The sequence below is a fragment of the Streptomyces sp. NPDC048383 genome (assembly GCF_040651775.1).
Classification (GTDB): Bacteria; Actinomycetota; Actinomycetes; order Streptomycetales; family Streptomycetaceae; genus Streptomyces.
This window is the reverse complement of record NZ_JBEZKS010000005.1, coordinates 133721-158260: the sequence shown is the minus strand read 5'-3', so window position 1 is coordinate 158260 and position 24540 is coordinate 133721. Positions and strand designations below refer to the sequence as shown.

The window sequence follows — 24540 nt, the reverse complement described above, 5'->3', positions numbered from 1 at the left end:
GGCCGTGGTGACGGATCGGGAAACGGATCTCAGGTCACAAGGACGCCGGTTCGACAAGTGATGGGTCATCGCCCTGATGGCGCTGGTCACCGGCCTGGGGGCACGGCTGTTCTTCCGTGACCTGCGCACCGAGCCCGATGAGCGGGGTCAGTCCTCGTCCGCACCGGCTCGCGCCTCAGGGCACCACCTGCGGACCGGGCACCAAGCGCACTGTTCGCCCGGAGAGGCCGCCCACGTGGTGTCGCGGTGCCAGGCGGCGGAGCGCAGGTGGACGGCGGCCCGTGCCGCGCTCAAAGCCGCGCCGTCGCGCAAGTCCCAGGTGAAGAGGCGGCTTTCGTCCCGGGACAGCACTTCCAGTTCGAGGCGGGCGGACTCGGCCCGGTGGGGGCCCCGGTAGCCGGTCCCCAGCAGATTGAGGAGCCACGGAACCGCGAGGAAGCGCTCGAAGGCCTCCCTGTCGTCCCGGGGCAACCGTTGGTTCGTCGTCTTCGTTTCCCTGATGACGAAGCAGCCGTCGGCATCCGTGTACAGGGCGTCGGGCTCGCTCGCTATGACGACATCGGCGGACCTGTCGTATCCGTAGAGCGGGGATTCGGTCGCGATGAGCCGGATGCCCTCCCCGAGCGGACAGGTCGCGAGGTGTTGCCGGAGATAGGGACTCACTTCCGCGTACTCGTCCGCGGTGAGGGTCGACGTGAAGGAGTCGGGATCACTGAAATCCCCCACGTCGGAGGGGACGCACCGTCGCGACCGGACGTGCGCGGTGGCGATCCAGTGGTGGATCAGGCTCCCGCGGCGGGACCCGGCCCCGGTGAAGCGTTCCTTCGGGAGGTGGCACGCCATGTCCAAATGCCACCGGGCGGCGCAGGTTCCGTACGCCTCGATGTCCCGCGCACTGACCGATCTGGTGCCCTCACCAGGGGATTCCTGCCCGAGGAACCCGTCGAACTCCTCGATCGCTCCGCAGCACCCCGCTATTTTGCAGTCCTGGCACGAGTACCCGGGCGTCATGGTGCGGGCGGTGTCGATGGTTCGGAGCGACGCGAGGGCGATCCCCTCGTACAGGGGCAGTGTCGACTCGGGCGTTCCGTCGAAGAGCACCTGGAACGACCCGTCGCCCAGGCCGATTTCCGTCACCCGTATGCGGCCGATGTCCCCGACAGGGTTGGTGAGCGCTGCGACGCGGGCAGCGACGGCCGTCCACCGGTCCGGGGTTTCCCCCGGTGGGCGTACGCCGCCGAACCTCAGCCGCCGCACCTCCCTGATTCCCGTCCCGCTTTCGTAGACGGGGCTCCAGACGGTCAGGGTGCGGCCGGGGCCGACAGCCACCTGTGGGTCGAAGAGGCGAAAGGTGAGGGGATCGATGTCGGCCCCGCCGACTTCGTGCGCGTCCAGGTAATTCTCGATGGCGTGGCGCGCGTAGGCGCGGGAGCCGGGGTGGAGGGCGTAGGCCTTCAATTCCGCGTCGATCTCATGATCCAACCCTTCCCAGGTGTCGACCCGGGGGTTCGAGTGGAGCCGGGTGCAGATCTCGCGGATCATTCCGAGGAGGAACGGCTGACTGTTGTCGAAACGGCGCGCCCAGGCGGCAGCCTTGAGGTTCGGCCGTATCTTGAGCGCGCCGTACGCGCCACAGCCGTCCAGCCTGTCCTGAGCGTCACTCGCGCTGATCCTCAGGATGTCCGCACGCCCTTCCACCGCCGGCCACGCCCCGCCCCGAACCCCCACAGGATTCTCCCCTCGCCCCAGACAACCGGACTGACAAGGCTACGGGGTTGGTACCTCCCGGATCGTGCGGGCCCGGCCCCGGGAGTGACGCGCTCACGTTCTAGGGTGGGCCCATGGATCTTCAGGCCGAACTGATCGAGCACCCGTACTCCGTCTACGACAGGCTCCGGGACACCGCGCCGGTGTGCCGCATCACGGGTACCGACGGGACGCCCGCGTGGCTCGTCACGCGCTACGACGATGTCCGCGAGGCGCTCGCCGACCCGCGGCTGTCCCTGGACAAGGCCAACGCCGCGGAGGGGACCTACCGGGGCTTCGCCCTCCCGCCCGCGTTGGACGCCAACCTCCTCAACATGGACGCGCCCGATCACACCCGCATCCGTGGGCTGGTGGGTCGCGCCTTCACCCCGCGGCGGGTGGACCAACTGCGCGCGCCGATCCGCGAGACCGCCGACCGGCTCCTGGACCGGCTCGGGCCGGCCGGTGGCGCCGACCTGCTGGGCGCCTACGCCTTCTCGCTGCCGATCATCGTGATCTGCGACCTGCTGGGGATCCCCGAGGACCGGCGGGTGGACTTCCGCGGCTGGACGGAAGCGCTGGTGGCGCCGGACCCGGCTCGGCCGCAGGCGATGAAGGAAGCGCTCGTGGCGATGCTCGGCTTCCTCACCGGGCTCATGGAGCACAAGCGCGGCCGGCCGGGCGACGACCTGCTGTCCGACCTGATCGCGGTTCGGGACGCCGACGGCGACCGGCTCAGCGAGGACGAGCTGATGTCGGTGGCGTTCCTCGTCCTGTTCGCCGGCTACGAGAACACGGCCCAGCTGATCGGCAACGCGATCCACACCCTGCTGCGGCATCCGGACCAGCTGGCCCTGCTCCGCCAGGATCCCTCCCGACTCCCGGCCGCCGTGGCTGAGTTCGCCCGGCTGGAGGGCCCCGCCCTGCTCGCGATCCGTAGGTTCGCGACCGAGGACATGACCATCGCCGGGGTGGCGGTGGCGGCGGGGGAGACGGTGCTCGTGTCCCTGGCGGCGGCCAACCGGGACCCCGCCCGTTTCCCGCAGCCCGACGCCCTGGACCTCGACCGTGACACCGCCGGCCACCTGGCACTCGGCCACGGCATCCACTACTGCCTCGGCGGCCCCCTGGCCCGCGCCGAGGTGGAGATCGCCCTCGCCGCCCTCCTGGAGCGTTACCCCACCCTGGAGTTGCTGGACCCGGCCCCCCAGTGGCGCCGGTCGCTGCGCTCCCGCGGCCTGAAGGAGCTGAGGGTTCGCTACGAGGCGTGAGCGCATCACCCTGAGGCGCCGGGGCTCGCGGCGGGGGCTTTCGGGAGGCGGGATCCGCGAGGGACGGCCCTCAAGGCGTGACCAGGGCCCTCTTCTGACGCAGTCGCTGCCGGAAGGTGCCCACCATGGGGAGCGTCAGGCCGGCGAACAGGAAGATCACCGCGAGGCCGCTCAGGGTCGGGCTGATGAACTCCTCGGTCTTCAGCGACCACGGCCTGTCGAGGGTGTGGAAGATGATGTAGCTCCCCTTGGTCAGGGCGTAGGCCAGCCCGAAGACGGCCGCCATCGCTGACAGGGAGAACCCGGCGCCGCTCCAGGGTCGGATGCCCCAGTTGCGGCGCGCCGTCCTGCCGCACATGAACGCCAACTCCCCGCAGGTGACCATGACGTAGGAGAGGTAGAGCAGGAGGTACGCGGCGATCTTGGGATTGTCGGCGTGGGCGGTCGTGAACGCGATGTCGGGCGCGTTCGTCGCCAGGAAGAGCGGCACCATGATCGCGAGTTCGACCGTCGCGGCGAACCCCCGGTGGAAGATGGCGGACTTCACGTATTCGGGGCGATAGGCCAGATCCACCATGGTGATCTGCAGCGCCGCGCACCACAGGATCGCGCAGACGTGCGCGATGAGCTTGCCGATGTTGACGACGCCGGTGAGGTCCTCCGCCGCTCGGGCCACGACGGGGACGGCGAACAGGACGCCCAGCGTGCACACGCCGAAGGCGATGGCGATGGCCCATGTGGAGACCCGGGGATTGCCCAGGGCCCTGCGGGTGCAGAGCACGGTGACCAACAAGCCGGCCAGTGTGCACGTCCCGAAGACTATGCCGTCCACTACTACAGCCCTTCCAGTGATTCAGCCGCGTAGCGCGCGGCATCGTCCGGTTTCCGCCGTCGTCGGCGCTTGCTCGGCGGCATGACGGCCGCACGGGGCGGAACCGGTTCCAGGCCGACGTGGGCCCTTCGCCGTTCCAAATCTTTGATGACTCCCGCCAGTTCGCTCTCGGGGAGACCGTTCAGCAGGGCCAGGACGTGTCGCGCGAGCGGGTTCTCGAACGCCTCCAGCGCCTCAAGGTCGTCGTAGGGCTCGTGCGGGAGGAGATGGGCGGGTGGGACGCCCAGAGCTTCGCACAGGGCCAGCAGCGTGCCGACGGTCGGGTTGCTCTGCGAACCGTTGGCGATCTTGGCGATGGCGGCGTGCGACAGGGACGGATGACCGTCGGGCAGGGCTTCGACGGACTCGGAGAGCGACCGGGACGTGTGACTGCGACCCCGCCGTCCCGCCATGAGGTCCTTGAGTTTGCCCGCGATCGACGGACGGTCGCCGCTCACCTCAGGCAGGAGGTGCCGCTCACGGCCCGAAGGACGCCCTGCTGATGGATGCACACAACCACGTACCGGTCTCTCGCTCTGTCTGGGCCCAGGTCTGTGTACTTTAGTTGACACGCTTGGGTGCGGAAGGCAGTATCCCGATAGGCAACGCAACCTTGCGCACCGGCGTGTGCGCGGGTTGTCGGGCCTGCGGGCAAGGGGACGTCGAACCGCCGGGACGCCCGCTTGTTCGAGACGTCCCCGCAGGTCGGACACGGGGCGGAGGAGGGAGCGGCCGCACGTCGGCCGCACGCCGTGCGGCTCGTGCCCACGCACGTGGCGCCGCACCATACAGGGGGACAGTTGAGTCCGGAGTTGGGATACAAGGACAGTGACCGGGCGTCGGAACGGACCGCGCGGCACCTGCTTTCCTCGCCCGGTCGCACCCGGCGACACGACAACGGCTCCGCCCCCGTCCTCGACGCTGGGTCCCGCGATCGCCGGAACCCGCACGTCCCGCCCCGTTCGGCCCCTCCGACCGTGACCGTACGTCCGCTTCTCAGGATGCCCGAACGCCTGTCGCACGCGGTGCGTTTCGAGTCGTCCGTCCTGCCGCACCCAGGTGGGCGCGCGGCGCGCGCGGGAGAGGCGGGAATGAGGTCGTGACCGAGGTGCCCACGCAGTTCCCCGGGCGGCACAGGGCACCCACGCGACACCTTCCGGACAGCTTCGAGGAGTGCTCGATGCCAACTCTGGGCACGCTGCCCACCCGAAACCCCGAGCTCGAACTCACCTTCTTCGGCCAGTGCTCCGCTCCCGCGCGGGCGGTCGAGGTGACGGGCGTCCTCTCCGTGACCCCGGAGACGCTCCTGGAAGAAGGCGTGCCCGCCACGCTGCCCGACGGCTTCCTCGTACTGATCGCCGACGCGGTCCCCTTCCGGCTGCGCGGTCGCATCACCGGCGTGCTGGAGGTACTGCTCCGGCGCATGAGCCGAGACGGCAGCGTCGGCCTGGTCGTCGGCGCCGCTCCCGGATCCCGCCAGCCGTACCCCCAGTCCCTCGTGGACCTGGCGGATCGGCTGGGCACGCCCCTCCTGGTCACCGCCGCGCCGGTGGAGCAGTGGCAGGGAGTGCACGAAGCCATCCAGCAGTCCCGGATCGTGTCCGCCGAGCATCGGGCCGCCCAACTCGCCTCGCTCGTACAGGAACTGCCGGCGCGGCTCGCCGACCCGCGGGCCATGCAGCGCATCGCCGACTGGCTCGCCCGCGCTCTCGACGTCCAGGTGATGGTCAGCGAACCCGACCGCGTTCTCGTCGCCTCGCCGGCCACGGCGGCCGAGGAACTCGCGCAGGCGATCATCCGCCAATCCGTCGCGGCCAACACATCCGAGTCCCGGTCGGGACCGCACACCCGGCTCATCTCGCTCGGCCCGTCCTCCGCGGCGGACACGGTCCTCGCCGTGGCCCGGCGTACGCAGTTCGAAGACGCCGATCTGGAGCTGCTGCGCCAGGCCGCCAAGCTCCTGGGGCTGGTGGACCAGGCGCGCCGCGAGTACCGGGCGGCCTCCGACGCCGTCCGGGCCGCGCGCGCGGCCGCGGTGGAACTCCTGCTGGACGGAGAGGTGTCCAAGGCGCGCCGGGTCATGAGGAACCTCGCGCCCGGGTTGCTCGACCCCGAGACCGCCCGCGTCTTCGTCGTGGAGACCTCGCCCACCCGTCGGGACGCGGCCGTGCGCCGCTGCGAGGCCGTCACGGCCGGCCGAGCCCTGGTCGTCGCCGACGGGCGCCGGCCCGACCGGATCCTGGTGATCCACCCGGTCCGGGCCGACGAGGCGGACGAGAAGGTGGCCGTCGAACTGACCCGACTCGTGTCCGTGCTCGGCGCGGAGGCTTCGCTCGGCGGCAGCGGGGTGTACTCCCTGTCCCTCCTCGCCCGCGCCCTCCACGAAGCGACCACCGCCCAACGGTTCGCCGTCCACCAGCCCGACTCCGTGGCCCTCTCCGCCCAGGACACCGACCTGGTCAGCCTGCTTCCGGCGCACGAAGCCCAGGTGTGGGCCCGCCGACTGCTCGACCCGCTCATGCGGATCGACAGCCAGTGGGAGCTGCTCCGCGGGACGCTCCCCACGGCCCTGGCCTACCCCTACACGGTGGCCGCGCGCCGCCTGGATCTGCACCGCAACACCGTGACCCGGCGGGTGGCGCGCGCCGCCGAACTCCTCAACAAGGACTTCGGGGCCCTGACGGACCGGGTCACCGTGGGCCTGGCCCTGGAAATCGTCACGCAGCGGGAGCTGCCCGAGCCGCCCGACGGGTGCCTCGCGGCCGGGGAGCCCACGCTCCGGGGTCTGCTCGAAGGCCCGCAGACCCGCGCCTGGGCCGAAATGCTGCTCCGGCCCGCCTGCGCGGACAGACGCGACCTCCTCACCACGGCCACGGCCTGGCTCACGTTCGACGCGCACTTGGAGTCGACCGCGCGCGAACTGGGCCTGTCGGAGGCCACCGTCCGCTCGCACATCAGGGCGCTGGAAGGTCACTTGTCCCGCGACCTGTCCTCGCTGAGCGGCATGCGCGACCTGCTGTTCGCACTGCACCTCATGACGGGTGTGCCCCACCTTCCGGACTCCACCCGCGAACTGTGCGCGGCGGCCTGACCCGAGAGCCACGCGGGCACCGGGTCGTCGGTAGCCGCGATACCGGGCGCGGGTCGCGCGGCCTGCGTTGCCGGTGGGGGAACAGGGCGCGTCCGGGCCTCGGTTCGGCGAGCCGTTTCGCGGGCTGAACGAAATTCGATTGACGTCAGCGCGCTTCCTGGTCCGATGGACATCCGATACGGGAAATCGTTGCTCGAATCGTCCGGACGATTCGCATGGGCTGCCGTGTGAGCGGCTCCGCGACTTTTGTTTTCGGCCGGCAGGATCGCGAAGATCGGCTCGATGCGTTGAGGTGACCCGAACGGTCGATGGATCGAGCCCGAAGGGAGCGGCCTTGGGTGGTCGTCATTGCTGTGATTCCGGGGGCGCGGCCGAGGTCGGAACCTGATGAAACCGCAGGTGGGGTGCGGTGTCATGGACCGGGTGAAACCGGCGTGGGCCGCGCTTCGATGTGGCCGAAATCAGGCCGTAATAGTTGGCTGAATTTCGAGGGTGGTCATCATTTTCGTCCTGCCTGATTGGGTGAACCTTAAATTAGGCCCGTTGGCCGAAAAAAGCGAGAGGTGAATCCTTTCGCCGCTCGCGGCAAAGTCCGATGTGCAGCTCCGCAGGATCGGAGCTGCACAATGTGCACCTCGGGGGTGTGCCTGCGAACCGTGGTGCAGAACCCACAGGTCATACCGCTCGGTTGGTGCATCCGTGCAATGGCGCGGCATTCCCCGTATGCGTAGCGTTGCCGAGGCGAGCACAGCCCGACCCGCATTCCGGACACCCACGGCACGAGCAATCGCGCAGTGCCGAACCACGGGGGTGTACGGCACGGAAGTGGGCCTGGAAGAAGGCGAAGGCGTGCTCGCGGCGATCCGGTCGCCTCGAACACCGGAAGACGGGTGCCGGGGGAGTGGTGGGAACCGCTTCCCCCGGACAACCCGACGCCCGGCGGGGCCGGTACCGGCTCGGTCCGTTGCCCCGGTCGAGCGGCACCTCACGTACGCGTTCCCTCAAGAACCGGTCTGCCGTGTGCTCGGGCCGCCGGGGCGCGGTACCCGGTTCCGGGACGGTCAGGACGACCGTACGGCCGTACGCCCGTCCGGCTCGGTGAGGACGGGCCGGCCGCCTTCGCGCCCACCCGCTCCGGGCGACGGTGCCGGAGCCGTCGGCCCGACGCGCGGACCAACCGGCGCAGGAGGGTCACCTTGGCCGCACCGCTCAGCCCCGACGCCTTCCCGGCCGCGCTCATGAACGAGGGCGTGAGGATCGTCGAGTGTCCCGGCCGGCGCACCCACAACCGCAACCACAAGGGCCTTTGGGGTCCGGCGGACGGCGTGATGGTGCACCACTACGGTCGCCGAGGCGACCACGGACGGCAACCGGCACTTCTACGGCTTCGGGTGCGAGAACCTCGGCGACACACCGTCCGGTCCGCCCTGGCACGCAGGCCGACCTGAGCCGGGGACCGCCTTTCGGCGGGCCGCCCGACCGGCAGGACACCCACGTCGGCCGGTGCGGGGGCGGGAGCGGGCGGGGGATCAGGTGCGATGCGGAGGCCGAGGACTGCTCAGCAGTCGATGGATGGGGGTCCAGTCGAGGTGCTCCTCCTCCGTGCCGGGCGGGACGAGGGCGTAGGTGGTGCGGAGCCACGCCGCCAACTCCGGGCGGCTGATGCTGAGGAGCGCGTGCCCGGTGTCGGGTCCGAGTCGGAGCCACACCCGGCTGCGGCCGCGGCCCGGCCACAGGACGACATCGCCGGTGCCGGTGAGGCTGGAGATGCCGCAGGACAGCAGGTCACGTCCGAGGGTCCACACGACGTCGTCGCCGTGGGACGGGCAGCGGAAGACGGCCTCCACGGCCAGCGGGTCGGTCCGCCGGTAGTGGAACGTCACCGGGACGGTGCGCGGCGTGCGGGTGTGGGGCAGGTACTGGCGGGCGCGGGTGGACCAGCGGGCGTCGCAGCGTGCGGCGCCGGAGGGGAGAACGGGCTCCACAGCATCCTTCTCGGCAGGGGGGGGGTCGTTGCCCTGCCCGTCTGCCCGTGGACGGGCAGCTGATCCCCGTGGACCAGGCGGCAACCGGGTGAATCGGTGGAGGCGGTCGGGAGAGGTTTGATCCGTACGAACCGGAACAGACGGACCGCAGGACACCGACACCGAAGGAGCACCCGATGCCGAACACCTCCCGCCTGCCCCTTCCCCTGCTCCAGCACTGGGCCTGGCAAGCGGACGCGGCATGCCGGGAAACGGCGTCCGAGCAGTTCTTCGGCCCGACGCAGGAGCCGCTCGAACAACGCCAGGAACGTGACGAGCGGGCCAAGCGGATATGCGCCGGCTGCCCCGTCGCCCAGGCCTGCCTGCGCCATGCCCTGTCCGCTCAGGAGCGCTACGGGGTCTGGGGCGGTCTGACCGCGAGGGAACGGAGCCGCCTGCAGGCCGCCGCCTGACCCGCGACGGACGGTTCCGGGCGGGCGGCGCTCCCGAAGTCCCCCCGCGCCACCGAAGCCTCCTCCGCATCACCGAAACCTCCTCCACCAGCACGGCGTTGTGCTCCTGTCGGCCACCACCCCAAGGAGCACCGCGTGACGCACACCCCTGCACCCTCCGCCGCCGGCCTGCTGCGCCTGACCCTCGGCGAGTGGCGCATCGGTTTGGTGGCATGGCGGCTCCTCGTCCTGCAGACCGCACATCCCGCCGTCGCCGCCGGTACCGCCCGCTACTCCACGTACCGGGCCCACCCCTGGCGGCGGATCGAACACACCATGGAGAGCGGGAGCCGACTGTTCTTCGCCACCTCCGAGGAACGAGCGCGGGAGGCGGCCCGGCTGGAGCGCGCGCACCGCCGCATCCGTGGCACCGACGACGCCGGCCGCCCGTACGAGGCCGAGGACCCGGCGGTCCGCGCCTGGGTGATGGTGACCCTGTACGAGGCCATGACGGCCATGCGTGAGCTGTCCGGCGACCCCCTGACAGCCGGTGAACTCGACGTCCTGTACGCGGAGTTCAAGGAAGTCTGCACAGACCTCGGCGTTCCCGACGACGCGCTCCCCGCGACGGCCGCCGACGTGGCCGCGTACGTCGACCGGGCCGTCCGCGAGACCCTGGAATGCGGCGACCAAGTCCGGTACCTGCTCTTCGACATGTTGCGCGAGGCCCCCGCCCCCCGCCGCCTCGGCCGACTGCGACCCGCCTGGCCGCTGCTGCGCGCCGTCGCCGCGAACGTACTGACCACCCTGACCATCGCCGACCTGCCGCCCGCCTGGCACGAGCGGTTCGCCACGCCCCGCACCCGTACGGCCGCCGCCCTCTCCTGGACGGTTCACCGCGGCATGCGGCAGGTGATGACCCGCCTGCCGGACCGGCTGCGCTACCGCAGGCACGGCGACGCCGCGCCGGCCGCGCCCCGGCGCACCACGACCGTCACGCCCCTGCCCCGACCCCGGACCGTCGACTCCCGCCCGGCACGCCTGGCGGCGTTCTTCCACCAGGTGCTCGACCAGACCGGTGACGGGCGGGTGGACAGCGCGGACCTCCAGGCGATGGTCCACAACGTGTGCTGGCAGCTGGAGCTGCCCGTGGAACGGGAGGACGTGCTCTACGCCGCCTTCGAGACGTGGTGGCAGCACCTGCGCGCGGGCATGGACGCGGACGGGGACGGCGCGGTGCACTGCGCCGAGTTCGTGAGCGCGATGCTCGCGGGTGTCGATGGTGACGCGGGCTACCTCGACCACGGACTCGGACCGGCCGTGCGGGCTCTTTTCCGCGCCGTCGACACCGACGGGAGCGGGTACCTGTGCGCCGACGAATACCGCGTCCTGTTCGGCGGGCCGCGCGTGCACCCCGCCGAACTGAACGATGCCTTCCGCCAGTTGGACGTCGACGGAGACGGTCGGATCAACGAGGCGGAGTTCGTCGCCGCGTTCACCGACTTCTTCACCGCCCGTGCGGACACGGCCGCGGGCGTGGCGCTGTTGGGCCGCCCCTGATCCGTCGGCCGGGACGGGCGCGCCGGCCCGCCCGAGCGGCGGGCGCGGGTCGCCCGCCCTCCCAACGGTCCGAGCCGGCGTACCGCGTGGGGGGAGGGTTCGCTTCGTGGACGTCCGCGGCGAGGTGTTTCGTTCTGCGGGCTGCTGAGCGCCCGGTACATGGTGCATGGTCGAAGGGAGGTGGACGCCGCCGCCTCGCGGACGGAGGACGGGTTGTGCAGGAGACACCACTGAGGGCGAGCCTGACGGAGGTCGAGCCGGGCGTGCTGAGGGTGGAGGTGGCCGGTGAGGTGGACAACGACACCTGCCCGGTCCTGCGTGCGGTGCTCCGCGAAGCGCTCGCGGCCGAGCCGGCGCCGTACCGCGTCGAAGTCGACTGCGCGGGGCTGACGTTCTGCTCCTCGGCGTGCCTCAACGAACTCCTGCTCACGCGACTGGACGCGAAGGACCGCGGCATCGCCCTGACGGTGACCGAGGCCAGTCGCCCCCTGCGGGTCCTGCTGACCCTGACCGGCACCCACAGCGTCTTCGGCACTGTCCCGGTCGAGCACCGCCACGCCCCTTCCCGCCGGTCCGGCGCGCCGCACGGGGCGTGAGGGTCGAGGGGCGCGTCACCGGGCGGGGGGCGTCACCGGGCCCTCACCCGTGCAGGGTCGTACCGGGGGCGGTGCCGTACGCCTCTCGGTACGCCGCCGCGAAGCGTCCCTGGTGGGCGAAGCCCCATCGAAGGGCGACGGCCGTCACGGTGGTCCGCCGGGGTTCCGCAGCGGTCAACTCCTCGTGGGCGCGGGCGAGTCGTACCCGGCGCAGGTACCCCAGCGGGGTGGTCGCGGCGTGCCGGGAGAAGGCGTACTGCACGGCGCGCGGGGTGACCGGGACCGACGCCGCGATCTCGGCGAGCCCGATGTCACGGTGGGCGTTCTCCTCGATGAACACGACGGCTCGGCGGAGGGTGTCGCTGGTGCCGTCGCGCGAGTCGACCCGGTCGGGCAGGGCGCCGGTGCGGGTGTGCGGCAGGCAGCTGAGGGTGGTGGCCGCCAGGAGACGGGCCGCCGCGCCGGTGAGGAGGGGCTCGTCGGCGAAACCCGGCTGAAGGATCGTGTCGCGGACGTGCGCGACGGTCCGGCAGAGCATCCGGTTCGCCGCCTCGCCGAGCGGTGTCTGCCCGGTGAGCCGGACCTCCTCCCCGCCCTCGGCGGTCCGGTCCAGCAGGCCGGCGTCGAACATCGTGATCGTGTAGTGGGCGGCGCGGACCTCCCCGGCATAGGAGCGGCCCGGTAGGGCGACGAGAAACGTTCCGCCCGGTCCGCAGACGTCACCCCCGCTCGTATGCACCCCGCGGTCGACCGTGATCAGGCAGAGCCTGTCGAGCGGCCCGGCGTCGTACGACATCGTGAAGTCGAAGGCGAGACGGTCCACGTGCAGCCCGCCGGCGGCACGCCGCTCGATGCGCGCACCGCTGCGCTCCGGGACGCCGCCGATCGTCATGGGCGTGTACGAGGACGACAGGAAAGCCTCCGTCTGCTCCAGGCTCTCGCTGCGAAACAGCGTCCGTTCCATGCTCACCCACTCGTCCGGTCCGGCCCCGACCGACGGGGCTCAGCAAGTACGCCCGCAGTCGCGGGCCGGGAGGCGCTCACGAGCCGGCGCGGCGCGTTCCTTCGCGTCGCGGCCTCGATCGCGTCAACCGCCCCATCCTTCCCGATCCGGTTCCGCGAGGCGAGAGGCCCCCCTCCGGAGCTGCTGCCGGACCCCGCCCCGCAGCGCCCGATCCGGCGCGAGGGGCCCCGGACGGTTCATCCGAACGGGGCCGCGGGCGCGCCCGGGGTGTTGCGCTCAGCCGGCAGCAAGGCAGCGACGGCGGCCGACACGGTCAACAGCCGGTTCAGTGACGGGTCGGTTTCGGCCGGATGCGGTGGGCGGGCTTCCTCTCCGGCGCGTACCGGTGGCGGGGCGCGCTCCGGGCCGTCGCCCGACGTAGGTGACCCGACGTAGGTGACCCGACGTAGGTGACCCGACGTGGGTGACCCGACGTGGGTGACGGCCCGGTTCGAGGTGAGCGAGTGCTGTCCCCGTGTTGGTCGCGGAGTTGGGGCTCAGGCCGTGAGCGGGCCCACCGTGAAGCGGTCCGAGCAGATCTGGAAGGCGGCCTTGACGAGGACCGCGTCCTTGGAGGCGGGCGGATAGACCTTCAGGAACGTGCCCTTGGGCAGGCACGGGCCGCCGATGGGCCCGTTCGTGGTGTGCAGGACGGCCGTCGCCCTGCCACCGGGAGCCAGGGTGACGGGCCCGGGCGTCGCGCCTTCGCGGTCGGCGGGGTCGCCGATCCGCTGCCGGTCGGCGCCCAGGACGCTCACCCCGGGGTATCCGAGCAGGGTGCACGAGCGGTCGCCGATGTTGGTGAAGCCGAGCGGTACGTACAACTGGCCCGCGCCGGCATCCGGTGCTCCGACGGACAGGTCCAGGTCCCCGGCGGCGCACGTGCTCGCGCGTGCCGGCTGCCCGGCCGCGGCGGCCGGGCCGGCGCACACGACCGTGGCCCCGACGACCACGGACAACAGAGCGGGAACCGCCGTACGTGTGAAGCCCACCATGGCTCACCCCGATCGATCGCGCCGGCGCGGACGCCGGCTCTCGTGATTGACGTCAGTTCCGCCTACCCCCGATGCCCCCTGCCAAGCGGACCCGGTTTCCGTCGGCCGGAGGTACTGCCGCACTCCACTACTCGGTGATACCGTGTAGTGGTACTCGGTGGCACGGAGTACTAAGGGGGTTGAGGAGGGACCGCGATGGACGACCTGACGGAGATGTTGAAGGGCACGCTCGAAGGGTGCGTGCTGGAGATCATCGGCGGCGAGGAAACCTACGGATATGCCATCACCCGCCGGCTGAACGAGCTCGGCTTCGCCGACGTCGTCGAGGGGACGGTGTACACGATCCTGCTGCGGCTCGAGAAGAACGGGCTGGTCCAGGTGGCGAGGCGGCCGTCCGGGGTGGGTCCGCCGCGCAAGTTCTACGCGCTCAACGAGGCCGGACGCGAGGAACTCGCGAGGTTCTGGGCGAAGTGGCAGTACGTCTCATCACGCATCAACAAGCTGAAGGAGGGCGGGAGATGAACTTCTGGGAGACCATCACGGGGAGCGATCTCAGCAGGGAATGGAAGGCGCTCGAAGCCCGGGCGCAGACCCTGCCGGACGATCACCGGGCCGCATGGGAGCAGATCAAGGTCCACCTGTTGCCCCACGCGGACTTCACCGGCCGCAACCTGATGCCGATCCTCGACGCGGCCCTGGGGCTGCTGGAGGAAACGGCGGCGGACGGGCAGAACGTGCAGGAGGTGCTCGGCGACGATGTCCGGGGCTTCTGCGCGGCGCTGGCCGGAGGTGAGGGGGCCCGCACCCATCGCGACCGGTGGCGGGAGCAGTTGAACCGGAACGTCGCGCGGAAACTGAGCCGGCTGGGAGGCTGACGTGAGCATCCAGGACATCATCGAGGGCAAGAAGCAGTGGCGGGCGCACACGGCACGGGTCAGGGCGCTCCCGCCGGACTACCGGATCGTGTACAAAGAACTGCAGCGGTACCTGTTCAAGGTCGGGCCGGTCGACCTGGCCGACGGGCCCTTGCTGCCCGGGATCGTCGAGTTCTTCGAAGAGGGCGTCGTCGCCGGCAAGGGAGTCCTGGAACTCATCGGCCGTGACGTCGCCGCCTTCTGCGACGACCTGATCAAGGACACCCCCACCTACTCGGACCTCCACCAGCAATCCCTTGGCGGGAGCCCCGGTACGACCGGCAGGTAACACCCCCGCCGTGCCGTGACCGTACCGACGGGCGTGGCCCGAGGCCCTGCCCGTCGGATGGCCGCGCGCCACCGTTCTGGACCCGTCCCGCCGCTACTCCGGGATGCCAACTCCGGTCAGTTCCGCCGAGATCCGCCACATGCGCCGCGCCTCGTCGACGCTGCGCAGCCGACCGTAGAGCTCCTGTTCGGCCGGAGGGCCGCCCGGGTCCGTCCCCGGCACCGAGAGCCACGAGCGGCTGCGACTGCTGTCCGTCGTCGGCACGCAGACCCTCACCGCACCGGCCGGAGGCGGAGCGCGGTCCCTTCCACGGGCGCGGCCTCGTGACCACCCGGCGCCCCGACGGTCGCATCCGCCGACCGGCCCGGATCCCGTACGGCGCCGGTCAGCGGGGCCAGTGAACGCCAGCCCATCGTCTCGTAGAGGGCTCGGCCGTCCGGAGTCGCGCCCAACACACCGGCGGTGGCGCCCTGCTCGGCGGCCGTCGCGGTGAGTTCGCGCATCACCAGGCGACCCAGGCCGCGGCGTTGGTGGACCGGATCGGTTTCCACCTGGTCGACGACGGCGCCGAGAGCGGTGACGGCGACCTGACCGCGCGCGGCGAAAGCGCCCTCGGCGGTGCGCACCAGAACGCGGGTCACGCCGTCACGGGTCCAGGTCGTCAGCCGGTACCCGGCGGGCGGTCCATCCGGGGACCGGGTGTGGGGGCCGGTGAGCGGGGCGGCCATCAGGTAGCCGAGGCCGCCAGCGAGGTGCCAGCCGGGGGCGAGCCAGGATTCGAGGGTGTCCGGCGGAACGAGGGCCTTCAACCAGATGCCCGGGACGGTGGCGTGCTCGGAGAGGCCGCGGACGGTCGCCTCGTCCGCGGAGTGCAGGACATGGCGCATGACGTGCCCGGTGAGGCCGACGTCGACGGTGTAACCCCAGGCATGGGGCACGGGTTCGGCCGCGCCGCGCGAAGCGGTCCAACCATGGACCCATGCTCGTGCGGCCTCGATCGGATGAGCGAAAGGCAAGGTTCCCCCGAGATGGTAATAGATGAACAGGTGCAGTGATTATTACATCAGGATGCCGTGATGGCACGTGAACAGGGACCTCCGACGTGTCCCTGCCGCGGGTCGGCCGTTCGGCTCCAGGGTGAGCAGGCCCGCGGTTTCGGAATCGCTCTACACGCTGACCTGCACATGGCCCGGCCTGAACGAACACGTCTGCTCCCGTATCCCGCACTCCGACCTGGAGGACCTGAACCGGGGATTCGAGAACTCCCGTTTCGTCGGCCGGGAGACCCTGCGGCGCACCCCCCAACGGCACGTCAACCACTGGCGGGTGGGCGTGGTCCTCCCGCAACTGCCCCCGTCAAATGCCCGCGCCTGCCGCTCGCACTGGGCGACATCCACGTCGACGAGGACAACCGGGGCACCTTCTGGCAGGCGCTGCAGTTCGGTGTCCAGAACCTCTACGACCCCGAGCTGGACGAGTGGCTGGTGATGGACACCTTCGAGCACCGGCCCGGGACGGTCACGCTGCCCGGCCCGTGCGAGTTCGCCCGTTGCTCGTCACCCCGGCCGGGCAAAAAGGGGCCCGGCGTCCGCATGCCGGTCCCGGCGTACGTGCCGCGCGCGGGCTCGCCATGATGGGACCATGATGCACAGCGACGACACGCCCACCGACTCGCCGGCGATAGCCCTGCTCAAGGAGTTGGGAGCCGAGACCACCAAGCACTCCGGCGGCACGCTCCTGACCCACCTGCTGCGCGTCGAGGCGCTGCTCGCCGCGTGGGGCGGACGCCCCGCACTGCGGACCGCGGCCCTCTGCCACGCCTTCTACGGCACGGACGGGCTGCCCCTGGCCCTCCTGGAACTCTCCGAGCGCGCCCGTCTCGCCGAGGCGATCGGTACGGAGGCGGAAGAGCTCGTCTACTTCTACGCCAGCTGTGACCGCAAGGCCTCCTACCCCACCCTCGCCGCTCTCGACGAGGCGTCGGTGAGGTTCAGGGACCGTTTCACCGGTGACGAGTTCACCCCGTCCCTGCAGCGGCGCCGCGACTTCGCCGAGCTCACGGTGGCCAACGAACTGGACCTGGCCAAGGTGAACGCGTCCTTCCGTGAGCGGAACGGGGCGGACCTGCTCGCCCTCTTCACGCGCTGGACCCCGCTCCTGTCGGAGGCGACCCGCCGGGAAGTGACCGCGGTCCTCGGCTGAGCCGTACGGGAGCCCCGACGCCGCTTTGCCCCCGCGACATCACGCCTGCCCGTCACCATCGCACCGTTCCGTACCGGCCGTTCCTCCGCGCGGGCGGCCGGTACGCCGTGCAGGCAGCCGTCGAGGAGTGCGTGCCTGCGCGCCACGCGGAGGGCCGAATTGGCCGCGGCGCCCGCGGGCCAGGGCGGCTGAGCCGGCGTCTAACGCCTCGGCGCGCGCGACCACCCGCCGGGCGGCGCCGGATACGACCGGTGGCCGCGCCAAGGTGCCGGACGTACCGGGCACGGCCACCGGAGGGCGTCCCGTCAGGGGCGGCCGGCGACGAACCAGCGGGCCGGTAGTTCCACCGGGGATCCGTCGGGGCGGGTCTCGCTCATGGCCAGGGCCGTCGTGCCTTCGTCGAGGACGGTGAGACCGGCCGCGCGCAGCAGGGCGGCGACCTCACCCTCGGCGACCTCGCCGGGCCGCAGGTCGTGCTCCTTGACGCGGCGCAGTTTGGGGGAGGGCCCGCCGGGCTGCTCGGCGATGGCGGCGATCACTTGTTTGGCTTCGCCGGTCGGCTCCAGGACGAGGGCGCGGCCGTGCGCGCCGACCAGCCGCGCGACCGCGGCGGTCACCGCGGGGCGGTCCTCGGGGTCGCTCTGGTGCAGGACCGCCCGCATGTAGACGTTCGTATCGCCGAGGCGTCCGTACAGGGCGTCGGCCTGGGCCGCGTCGGCGAGGTCTAGCTGTTCGTACGCGGCGGAACCGTCCGGGTCGGCGCGGCGGGCGTGGGCGACGGCGGCGGCGGACAGGTCGACGCCGACGGCGCGGGCGAAGCGGGTGGCGAGGAAACGGGTCTGGGTGCCGTTGCCGCACCCGAGGTCCGCGATCGGGAGCGAGTGGTCGGCGTACGGGGCGAGGTGGTCGAGGTCGCGCCGCGCCGTCAGGGCCGGATCCGCGTCCCAGAAGGCTTCGCCCGGCTCGCCGGAACTCTGCTCCCAGAAGCCGTCCCAGGCGGTGCGGTAGCGGTCGGACAAGGTCATGGCATCTCCCTGCGGTGGATGAGGCGCGACGTGGTGGGGCCGGCCGCGCCCTGGTGGCTACCCGGCGGGCGGCGGAGATAGACGGACCGGGCCGGGGAGACGGGCCAGAACATGCCGCCGAGTACGCGCGGAGCCGATGCCGTCGAGGAGATGGGCGGGGCCGCACGCCGCGGACAGTGTCGATCGGCGCCCCGGCGCGTTGACCACGTCATGAAGCAACTCCTCGCACTCACCGCCCTCAGCGTCGCCGCCCTCGTGGGCGCGACTCCCGCTCAGGCCGACGGAGCCCCGGTCCCCGAAGGGCAGCGGAAGCACTCCCCGAACGACCCGCTGCACTTCATGGCGCCCGATGCCTTCGGCCAGGTCCTGGCCGCGCAGGGCCGATCCGGCGACACGAACACGACGGCCCCCGCAGCGCGCGCTCCCGGCCGCTGACAAGGACCGTGGGGGCGAGGGCGTAGCGCACGGCCCAGGGTTTGACCGTCTACCACCTTGCGACTTCGGTCGCACAGGGGACGGCCCGGACTGCGACTTCGGTGGTACGCGACGACGACCCGGGACCGATGCGTTCGCACCAACTCCGTGGCCAGGATGGCCGGGTGACCGAACTCATCACGGGACTGCACATGTCCCCCCTGGAAATCCTGGCCTCGCTCAGCGCCGTCGCGCTGGTGGCGGTGCGTTGGCTCGCCCCCGCCACGCGTCGCCCCGTCGCCATCGCGGCAGGCACGGGTTTCGTGCTGTCCGTAGGCGTGTTGGGCGTGGTGGGCCTCCGCTGGCAGATGTTGCCGGTGTTGGCGGGGGCCGTCCTCGCCGCGGCGTTCGCCGTGCCTCCTGTGGTGCGACGCCGTCCCGGGCGGCCGGTGCGGCGGGCCCGCTGGTGGTTGGCGTTGCCCGGAACGGCGCTCTGCGCAGGCCTGATCGGGGCGGGCCCGCTGGCCGCGTGGGCTTGCCCCGTACCCGTGTTCCCCGAGCCGACGGGCCGGTTCGCCGTCGGCACCCGCGTGATGCAGTGGACCGACCCGAACCGAGCCGAGGCCGCCACTGCCGAACCCGACGACCGGCGCACGGTGGTGGTTCAGCTCTGGTACCCCGCCGCAAAGAGTCCCGCAGGCGCGCGGCGGGCCCCCTACCTCGGCCGCACGCAGCAGGAGGCGCGCACCGTCTCGGACGCCCTCGCGGACTACGTCGGGCTCCCGGGTTTCCTCCTCGACGGTGTGCCGCGCGCCCATTCCCACGCGGTCTTCAACGCCCCGCCGGCCGATGGGGGCGAACGGTTCCCGGTCGTGCTGTTCTCACCGGGTCTTGGCGGAGTGCGGACCCAGAACACCGCGTGGGCGGAGGAACTGGCCGGCCACGGCTATGCGGTCGTCGCCCTCGACCACCCGTACGACTCCGCTGCCGTCGTCCTCGCCGACGGTCGCACGATCCGTACCAGGATCTCCGCCACCGGCGACGACGACGAGGACAACAGAAGGGCCGTCGAGACGACGGCAGTTCGGGCCGCCGACCTCAGTTTCGTCCTCACCCAGCTGGGACGTGTGGACCGGGGTGAGATCGCGGGCCCCCTGACCGGACGGCTGGACGTCGATCGGGCCGCGGTGACCGGTCATTCGCTCGGTGGTGGCGCCGCCCTGCAAGCAGCGGGCCAGGACGCCCGGTTCGCCGCCGTCATCAACCTGGACGGCTACCCCCGCGACCCCGGCGCGCGCCCGTTCCACCAGCCGGCGCTCGCGCTCACCCAAGCCATCGGCCCGCAGACCGACCCGCGCTACCTACCCCGCCTCACCGAGGTCCTCGACCGCGGCACCGCGACGAGCTACCGGCTCACCCTTCCAGGAGCCGCGCACCTCACCTTCACGGACGGCCCCCTGTACCTGCCGCCGGTGCCCGCCCTGGTCGGTTCCCTGGGCCGCACCGAGAGCCCGCGCGTCGTCGCCGCGGCCACTCTCGCGTTCCTCGACTCCACCCTGCGGCACGAACGAATCGACCTGTCCCCCGCGTTGTCGGCGTACGGCGACCTCAACGTCCACCACCCGGACACGAGTCCATGAGGCGCGCTGCGATGACCACGCGGCCCCGGCCACGTCCGGAGTGGGGAGAGGCATCGTCAGCGGATGTCATGGTCGGGGTGGGCCCGGTCGTAGGTGTCCCGCGCCTCGGCGATTTCGGCGCGGTGGGCGAGGGACCAGTCGGCAAGGGCCTTGACGAGGTGGGTCAGGTCCGCTCCGGTCCCGGTCAGCCGGTAGTCGACCTGGGCCGGCACGGTCGGGTAGACGGTACGCACTACGAGGCCGTCCCGTTCGAGCCTGCGCACGGTGAGGGTGAGCATGCGCTGGGATATGCCGTCGAGGGCGCGTTGCAGTTCGCGGAACCTGCGTGGCCCGGTGGCCAGTTCGACGATCACGAGCACCGACCACTTGTCTCCGAGCCGGTCCTGGACATCGCGGATCCCGCAGTCCGGGTGGTCCTCGCGTCCGCAGGGGTCGAGGTCGGCGGGGGTGGTGGTTACCCCGGTGTGCGTGAGTGACATCGAACTGCCTTCTTGTAGCCGGTGGGCCCGCGGTCAAGGATTCAAGCGTAGGCATGGACGAAGGCGCTGATGAGGGCCACGACGGAAGACGGTGAGGGAACATGATCCTGGTGACCGGAGCGAGCGGGAACCTCGGCAGGGCCACGCTCGCGGCGCTGCGTACGCGTGGCGTCGTCGCGGAGGGCGGCAGCCGCACGCCGGTCGAGGGGATGCGGCGTCTCGACTTCGATGATTTTGAAAGCCTCGACCTGGAGGGCGTGTCCACGCTGGTGCTGATCTCCGCCGGGTACGGCGAGGACGACCGGGTGATCGGACGGCACGCGTCGGTCCTGGACGCCGCCGTCAGGGACGGCGTCCGCCACGTCGTCCAGACGAGCCTGACCGGCGCCGGCGACCACCTCGGTTTCGCGCTCGCCCATCGCGCGACCGAGCGTCTGGTGCGGGGGAGCGGCCTGCCGTGGACGATCCTGCGCAACGGGCTCTACGCCGAACTCTTCGGCGCTCTCCTGACGTGGACCGACGACGGCTTGGAGTCGGCGTTCGGTGACGGCGCACTGGCAGCGGTCGCGCGAGAGGATCTCGCCGATGCGGCGGCGCTCGTCGCGGCGGATCCGGCTCGGCACAGCGGGCGCGTTCATGAACTCGTCGGGACGCCGATCACGGCGGCGCAGGTGGCCGACCGGCTCGAAGTCCCGTACCGGACGCTCGACTTGGGTGAATATCGGCATCGGCTTCTGAACGGGACGCCGGGGTTGCTGCCGTTCCAGCCGCCGATGCTCGCCTCGATCGCCACCGGCATCCGGCACGGCTTCCTGGACGGGACCTCTCCCGACCTCACCGACCTGCTGGGCCGCCCGGCCCGTGATCCCCTGGCCGCGGCCGTCGCGGTCACCTCGGCCACGAGGTTGGCGTCCGGCTCCGAACCCGACCCGGTCTGAGCCCGGTTCGGCCGGCCGCCGAGGTGGGCGACGGTCGAACCTTGCTCCGGGCGCGAGGCGGGGGGCGGGCCATCACCGGGGGGCTCGCTCCCGGAGCCCTCGGGTAACCAGTCGGGTAGCTCAACAGGCCCCACTTTGATGTCGGTTGGGTCTCGGATCGGGTGTCGGGGGTGACGCCCGCGATGCCGCGGCGTTGTTCCTGGCGTGGATGAAGACGGAAGGCTGTTCGCGCGGGCGTCGCTCGACGGTGAGGTGTGGCGGGATGCCCTCGTGCACGGTGAGACGTGCCCGTGGTGCCGCGACCTCGGGGGAGCGGGCCCCGACGGGGCAGGGGAGGGCGGCGGCGACATGGTGGGTCCGGGGAGCGGCTGGATGGTCGCCATGTGCGCGGTCACCGTCGTGGCCGCCCTCCTCACCGTCCTGTCGTAGCCAACGTGTGCGCAGGGGTCTCGTCGGCCCCGCCGTGGCCGCTCGTGCCTGATGGTCAGCGCGTGGTGTCCAGAATCTCCTGGACGTCCTCCAGCGTGGTGGCGGGGTTGAGGCCTTCGATCTCCTCTTGATCGAACAACCCGTCCGCAACGACGACATGGTCCAGCACGCCCGACTCGCCACACTCCTGCGCACACCCATCTGCCCGGATGAGTCCGTCGAGTCCGCCGCCGACGCCGCGGCCGCGATCTCCCTCGGCGCCTGCCCCGTCATCAACGTCAGACCCGCCCGCGTCGGCGGCTACCTCGAAGCCCGCCGGATCCACGACCTCGCCCACGCCCACGGCATTCCCGTCCGGTGCGGAGGCATGCTGGAAACCGGCATCGGCCGCGACGCGAACGTCGCCCTCGCCGGCCTGCCCGGCCGCACGCTGCCCGGCGACACCTCCGGCTCCAGCCGGTACTTCGCCACCGACAACCGAGCCGTTCGTCCTCGATGAGGACGGCCACCTCGACGTCCCCACCGGCCCCGGCCTCGGCGTCGAACCGCTGCGCGACGTCCTCGAAGAGACACCGTCTCCAGCGAGTGGTACGAGGATCACTCCTTCGTACCGCCGGGGCCGGGCTGCGCTGTTCCTCCCACGTGCCCCGGCGCCCGCCGAACCGCCTGGCCGTCGTGCGGGTGGGCTCGTCACGCAAGGTCGTACGGGGTCGTCCTGGCCGGGGTTCGCCGCGGGGCCGGGGCGCCCGGTCGCGGTCCCGTCCGTGGAGCGCTCCGATCGGGCCGACGACCGGCCTAGACTGGGAGATCGTGAGCAGGTCCCGGCGGGTGTGGCGGCGAGGAGTGGAAGTGAGGGCAGTGAAGGCCCTGGCGACACTGGACGGGGTGGTACCCGGAGACCACGTCTGCTGGAAGGTGGACGGGGCGCCGGGACTCACGGGCGGCTTGGAGTCGTTCGTCGCCGACGGAACCCTGTACGGCGACCGGCTCGTGATCGTCGGTTCCCCGACGTCGCTGACCGAGGTGGGTCGACTGCGCTCCGTACCCGAATCCGTCGTGATGATCGACACGCGTCAGGAGCCCGGGTCGCTCGCCCTCACCGTGGACCGCGAGGTGCAGCGGGCCAGGAGCGCCGGCTACCCCACCACTCGTGTCCTGGCGTGCCGCGAACCCGGCGCGCGGGGCTTGGACGGGCTGGTGGACGAGGAGCTCGGGTTCGACGAGACGGCGGCCCTCAGCGGCGCCACCGTGGTCTGCGCCTACCTTCCGGGCTCGTGGAGCCGTGCGGAGTGGGAGGCCGTGATGTGCGTACACCCGCAGACCGTGGGCAGCCGACCTGAACTGCCCGGATTCCAGATGTTCAGATTGGTAAATGAGGACTGGAAGGTGTCTGGAGTGATCGATGCCGATGGGGCACACGCATTCGCCACCGTCCTTCGATCGGCTTTCCGGCGCGCGTCCCGGATCCGACTCCGCTTCGACGAGGTCAAGCTGATCGACGCGGCGGGGATGCGGGCTCTCGTCGACGCCGCGACCCATCTGCCGGACCGCCGCGTGATCATCGAAGGTGCCAACCGCCTCGTCAAACTGTCCTGGGACCTCTCCGGCTACGCCGGACCCCGAACCCCGGTGGAGGTCCTCGCATGACCACCTCCGTACGGCCCCAGGACGGCTTCCGTCACGAGCTCTACCCCTACGTCGGTGACGACGAGTTCCTCAGCGGCGCCCTCGACTTCATCCGCGAAGCCCAGGAATCGCGCGAGGGAGTGATCATCTCCGTGCCCGCCGATCGTGAGGCACTGTTGCGCGCCGAACTCCCCGACGCCAAGTCGATCACCTTCCTCGACGCGGCGACCCCCGGCCGCAACCCCGGCAGGCTGCTGGCCGTGTGGCACGACGAGATCGCCCGGCAGGCAGCCGACGGCCGCCCGCTGCGCGGGATCGGCGAGTCCGCCTGGCGCCAGGCCCAATCCGCCTCCGAGGCAGCCGAGTTGCGCTACCACGAATGGCTTCTGAACCTGGCTTTCGCACAGAGCGCCGCCTGGTCCCTGCTCTGCCCCTATGACACCACCGATGACGACTCCGACTCGCTGCGGGCCCTGGCCCGCTGCCACCCCCTGATCCGCCGCAACGGCATCGCCCTGCCGAGCGAGGACTACGATCGGCAAGCCCCTTACACCTTCGAGGAACTCATCGCTCCGTGCGGGCCGTTGGACGAGCTGACGTACAAGCGGGGCGGTCTCACCGCCGTGCGCGAGAAGATCACCACCTGCGCGACGGAGACCGACCTTCCCGAGGCCCGGCTGGACGAACTCCTCCTGGCGGCAACCGAGATCGCCTCCAACAGCATCCGCCACGGCGGCGGCCACGGAACCCTGCGCACCTGGACCCAGGACTCCACCTTCGTCTGCGAGTTCCGCGACGCCGGCCACATCGATGATCCCCTGGCCGGTAGGACCCGGCCCCCCAACGGGCAGTACGGCGGGCGCGGGCTGTGGCTGGCCCACCAACTGTGCGACCTGGTGGAGATCCGCTCGGCGCCGGGCACCGGAACGACCATCCGCCTGCACATGCGGCTCACGGCCCCCTGACGGGTCGTCGGTCGGGGCGAGGTGCGGGGCGGGGGCCGGCCGCCGGCGCAGGCGCTGACGCCGCGAAGGC

General features: G+C 71.5%; 24 protein-coding genes and 2 pseudogenes. 16 read left to right on the top strand and 10 right to left on the bottom strand.

Annotated elements, in window-relative coordinates; translation table 11 throughout:
* Positions 1–147 precede the first annotated feature (147 nt).
* On the bottom strand, positions 148–1698 hold the full coding sequence (locus tag AB0D46_RS06425) for a PD-(D/E)XK nuclease family protein (RefSeq protein ID WP_362876127.1): 1551 nt from the start codon (positions 1696–1698) through the stop codon (positions 148–150).
* Between the two features lie 143 nt (positions 1699–1841).
* Between AB0D46_RS06425 and AB0D46_RS06420 the strand changes: the two genes are divergently transcribed.
* On the top strand, positions 1842–3017 hold the full coding sequence (locus AB0D46_RS06420) for a cytochrome P450 (RefSeq protein WP_362876126.1): 1176 nt from the start codon (positions 1842–1844) through the stop codon (positions 3015–3017).
* A 70-nt stretch (positions 3018–3087) separates the two neighbouring features.
* On the opposite strand, the gene AB0D46_RS06415 is transcribed toward AB0D46_RS06420, so the two are convergent.
* Positions 3088–3810, bottom strand: coding sequence for a hypothetical protein (locus AB0D46_RS06415; protein WP_362876125.1), 723 nt, complete (start codon positions 3808–3810; stop codon positions 3088–3090).
* Between the two features lie 41 nt (positions 3811–3851).
* Positions 3852–4346, bottom strand: coding sequence for a helix-turn-helix domain-containing protein (locus tag AB0D46_RS06410; RefSeq protein ID WP_362876124.1), 495 nt, complete (start codon positions 4344–4346; stop codon positions 3852–3854).
* 722 nt (positions 4347–5068) lie between these two features.
* On the opposite strand from AB0D46_RS06410, the gene AB0D46_RS06405 reads away from it, so the two are divergent.
* Positions 5069–6979 (top strand): helix-turn-helix domain-containing protein, encoded by a 1911-nt coding sequence (locus AB0D46_RS06405; RefSeq protein ID WP_362876123.1) that lies wholly within the window; start codon positions 5069–5071, stop codon positions 6977–6979.
* Positions 6980–8508: 1529 nt separating this feature from the next.
* Here the strand turns inward: AB0D46_RS06405 and AB0D46_RS06400 are convergent.
* Positions 8509–8964 carry an SsgA family sporulation/cell division regulator gene (locus AB0D46_RS06400; protein ID WP_362876122.1) on the bottom strand — a complete coding sequence of 152 codons (456 nt, stop codon included), beginning with the start codon at positions 8962–8964 and terminating at the stop codon, positions 8509–8511.
* Between the two features lie 176 nt (positions 8965–9140).
* Here AB0D46_RS06400 and AB0D46_RS06395 point away from each other — a divergent pair, with 176 nt between their 5' ends.
* The 3 genes from AB0D46_RS06395 (at position 9141) to AB0D46_RS06385 (ending at position 11551) form a co-directional block, all read left to right on the top strand.
* On the top strand, positions 9141–9416 hold the full coding sequence (locus AB0D46_RS06395; protein WP_362876121.1) for a WhiB family transcriptional regulator: 276 nt from the start codon (positions 9141–9143) through the stop codon (positions 9414–9416).
* Between the two features lie 135 nt (positions 9417–9551).
* Positions 9552–10955 carry an oxygenase MpaB family protein gene (locus tag AB0D46_RS06390; RefSeq protein WP_362876120.1) on the top strand — a complete coding sequence of 468 codons (1404 nt, stop codon included), beginning with the start codon at positions 9552–9554 and terminating at the stop codon, positions 10953–10955.
* Between the two features lie 215 nt (positions 10956–11170).
* Complete coding sequence (locus tag AB0D46_RS06385) at positions 11171–11551, top strand: STAS domain-containing protein (RefSeq protein WP_362876119.1); 381 nt, start codon at positions 11171–11173, stop codon at positions 11549–11551.
* A gap of 43 nt (positions 11552–11594) precedes the next feature.
* On the opposite strand, the gene AB0D46_RS06380 is transcribed toward AB0D46_RS06385, so the two are convergent.
* A complete protein-coding gene (locus AB0D46_RS06380; RefSeq protein WP_362876118.1) occupies positions 11595–12515 on the bottom strand; it encodes an AraC family transcriptional regulator in 921 nt (306 codons plus the stop codon).
* 536 nt (positions 12516–13051) lie between these two features.
* Positions 13052–13549 carry a DUF4232 domain-containing protein gene (locus tag AB0D46_RS06375; protein WP_362876117.1) on the bottom strand — a complete coding sequence of 166 codons (498 nt, stop codon included), beginning with the start codon at positions 13547–13549 and terminating at the stop codon, positions 13052–13054.
* Positions 13550–13744: 195 nt separating this feature from the next.
* Between AB0D46_RS06375 and AB0D46_RS06370 the strand changes: the two genes are divergently transcribed.
* Genes AB0D46_RS06370 through AB0D46_RS06360 form a run of 3 tightly spaced genes read left to right on the top strand, consistent with a single transcriptional unit; the run spans position 13745 to position 14752 of the window.
* Positions 13745–14071, top strand: a complete 327-nt coding sequence (locus tag AB0D46_RS06370) for a PadR family transcriptional regulator (protein WP_362876116.1) — start codon at positions 13745–13747, stop codon at positions 14069–14071.
* Positions 14068–14424, top strand: a complete 357-nt coding sequence (locus AB0D46_RS06365; RefSeq protein ID WP_362876115.1) for a DUF1048 domain-containing protein — start codon at positions 14068–14070, stop codon at positions 14422–14424. The genes AB0D46_RS06370 and AB0D46_RS06365 overlap by 4 nt, the downstream gene beginning before the upstream one ends.
* 1 nt (position 14425) lies before the next feature.
* Positions 14426–14752 carry a DUF1048 domain-containing protein gene (locus AB0D46_RS06360; protein WP_362876114.1) on the top strand — a complete coding sequence of 109 codons (327 nt, stop codon included), beginning with the start codon at positions 14426–14428 and terminating at the stop codon, positions 14750–14752.
* 93 nt (positions 14753–14845) lie between these two features.
* Here AB0D46_RS06360 and AB0D46_RS06355 read toward each other — a convergent pair.
* Positions 14846–14956: pseudogene (locus AB0D46_RS06355) on the bottom strand (short chain dehydrogenase); the annotation flags it as partial.
* Between the two features lie 68 nt (positions 14957–15024).
* Entirely contained in the window at positions 15025–15690 is a 666-nt protein-coding gene (locus AB0D46_RS06350; RefSeq protein WP_362876113.1) for a GNAT family N-acetyltransferase, read from the bottom strand.
* Positions 15691–16393: 703 nt separating this feature from the next.
* On the opposite strand from AB0D46_RS06350, the gene AB0D46_RS06345 reads away from it, so the two are divergent.
* Positions 16394–16954, top strand: coding sequence for a DUF6817 domain-containing protein (locus tag AB0D46_RS06345; protein ID WP_362876112.1), 561 nt, complete (start codon positions 16394–16396; stop codon positions 16952–16954).
* Between the two features lie 305 nt (positions 16955–17259).
* On the opposite strand, the gene AB0D46_RS06340 is transcribed toward AB0D46_RS06345, so the two are convergent.
* Positions 17260–17979, bottom strand: a complete 720-nt coding sequence (locus tag AB0D46_RS06340) for a class I SAM-dependent methyltransferase (RefSeq protein ID WP_362876111.1) — start codon at positions 17977–17979, stop codon at positions 17260–17262.
* A 210-nt stretch (positions 17980–18189) separates the two neighbouring features.
* On the opposite strand from AB0D46_RS06340, the gene AB0D46_RS06335 reads away from it, so the two are divergent.
* Together AB0D46_RS06335 and AB0D46_RS06330 are read left to right on the top strand one after the other, a co-directional pair.
* A complete protein-coding gene (locus AB0D46_RS06335) occupies positions 18190–18414 on the top strand; it encodes a hypothetical protein (RefSeq protein ID WP_362876110.1) in 225 nt (74 codons plus the stop codon).
* Between the two features lie 191 nt (positions 18415–18605).
* Positions 18606–20033: a hypothetical protein gene (locus AB0D46_RS06330; protein ID WP_362876158.1), complete on the top strand. Its 1428-nt coding sequence runs from the start codon at positions 18606–18608 to the stop codon at positions 20031–20033.
* 56 nt (positions 20034–20089) lie between these two features.
* On the opposite strand, the gene AB0D46_RS06325 is transcribed toward AB0D46_RS06330, so the two are convergent.
* Positions 20090–20512, bottom strand: a complete 423-nt coding sequence (locus tag AB0D46_RS06325; RefSeq protein ID WP_362876109.1) for a helix-turn-helix domain-containing protein — start codon at positions 20510–20512, stop codon at positions 20090–20092.
* 101 nt (positions 20513–20613) lie between these two features.
* Here AB0D46_RS06325 and AB0D46_RS06320 point away from each other — a divergent pair, with 101 nt between their 5' ends.
* From AB0D46_RS06320 to AB0D46_RS06300, 5 genes and pseudogenes are all read left to right on the top strand, one after another.
* Positions 20614–21450 (top strand): NAD(P)H-binding protein, encoded by an 837-nt coding sequence (locus AB0D46_RS06320; RefSeq protein WP_362876108.1) that lies wholly within the window; start codon positions 20614–20616, stop codon positions 21448–21450.
* Positions 21451–21654: 204 nt separating this feature from the next.
* On the top strand, positions 21655–21879 hold the full coding sequence (locus AB0D46_RS06315; RefSeq protein WP_362876107.1) for a hypothetical protein: 225 nt from the start codon (positions 21655–21657) through the stop codon (positions 21877–21879).
* Positions 21880–21985: 106 nt separating this feature from the next.
* Positions 21986–22448: pseudogene (locus AB0D46_RS06310) on the top strand (enolase C-terminal domain-like protein); the annotation flags it as partial.
* Positions 22449–22728: 280 nt separating this feature from the next.
* Entirely contained in the window at positions 22729–23526 is a 798-nt protein-coding gene (locus AB0D46_RS06305; RefSeq protein ID WP_362876106.1) for a hypothetical protein, read from the top strand.
* The gene (locus AB0D46_RS06300) at positions 23523–24470 is read left to right on the top strand and encodes a sensor histidine kinase (protein ID WP_362876105.1); all 948 of its coding nucleotides are present in this window, start codon (positions 23523–23525) and stop codon (positions 24468–24470) included. Before AB0D46_RS06305 ends, AB0D46_RS06300 begins: the two co-directional genes overlap by 4 nt.
* Positions 24471–24540: the final 70 nt, after the last annotated feature.

Bases quoted from the DNA above. Each gene is read 5' to 3' on its own strand.
- AB0D46_RS06420 (WP_362876126.1), top strand. From the start codon at position 1,842: ATGGATCTTCAGGCCGAACTGATCGAGCACCCGTACTCCGTCTACGAC.
- AB0D46_RS06405 (WP_362876123.1), top strand. From the start codon at position 5,069: ATGCCAACTCTGGGCACGCTGCCCACCCGAAACCCCGAGCTCGAACTC.
- AB0D46_RS06395 (WP_362876121.1), top strand. From the start codon at position 9,141: ATGCCGAACACCTCCCGCCTGCCCCTTCCCCTGCTCCAGCACTGGGCC.
- AB0D46_RS06380 (WP_362876118.1), bottom strand. From the start codon at position 12,515: ATGGAACGGACGCTGTTTCGCAGCGAGAGCCTGGAGCAGACGGAGGCT.
- AB0D46_RS06375 (WP_362876117.1), bottom strand. From the start codon at position 13,549: ATGGTGGGCTTCACACGTACGGCGGTTCCCGCTCTGTTGTCCGTGGTC.
- AB0D46_RS06370 (WP_362876116.1), top strand. From the start codon at position 13,745: ATGGACGACCTGACGGAGATGTTGAAGGGCACGCTCGAAGGGTGCGTG.
- AB0D46_RS06365 (WP_362876115.1), top strand. From the start codon at position 14,068: ATGAACTTCTGGGAGACCATCACGGGGAGCGATCTCAGCAGGGAATGG.
- AB0D46_RS06345 (WP_362876112.1), top strand. From the start codon at position 16,394: ATGATGCACAGCGACGACACGCCCACCGACTCGCCGGCGATAGCCCTG.
- AB0D46_RS06340 (WP_362876111.1), bottom strand. From the start codon at position 17,979: ATGACCTTGTCCGACCGCTACCGCACCGCCTGGGACGGCTTCTGGGAG.
- AB0D46_RS06335 (WP_362876110.1), top strand. From the start codon at position 18,190: ATGAAGCAACTCCTCGCACTCACCGCCCTCAGCGTCGCCGCCCTCGTG.
- AB0D46_RS06330 (WP_362876158.1), top strand. From the start codon at position 18,606: ATGTCCCCCCTGGAAATCCTGGCCTCGCTCAGCGCCGTCGCGCTGGTG.
- AB0D46_RS06325 (WP_362876109.1), bottom strand. From the start codon at position 20,512: ATGTCACTCACGCACACCGGGGTAACCACCACCCCCGCCGACCTCGAC.
- AB0D46_RS06320 (WP_362876108.1), top strand. From the start codon at position 20,614: ATGATCCTGGTGACCGGAGCGAGCGGGAACCTCGGCAGGGCCACGCTC.
- AB0D46_RS06300 (WP_362876105.1), top strand. From the start codon at position 23,523: ATGACCACCTCCGTACGGCCCCAGGACGGCTTCCGTCACGAGCTCTAC.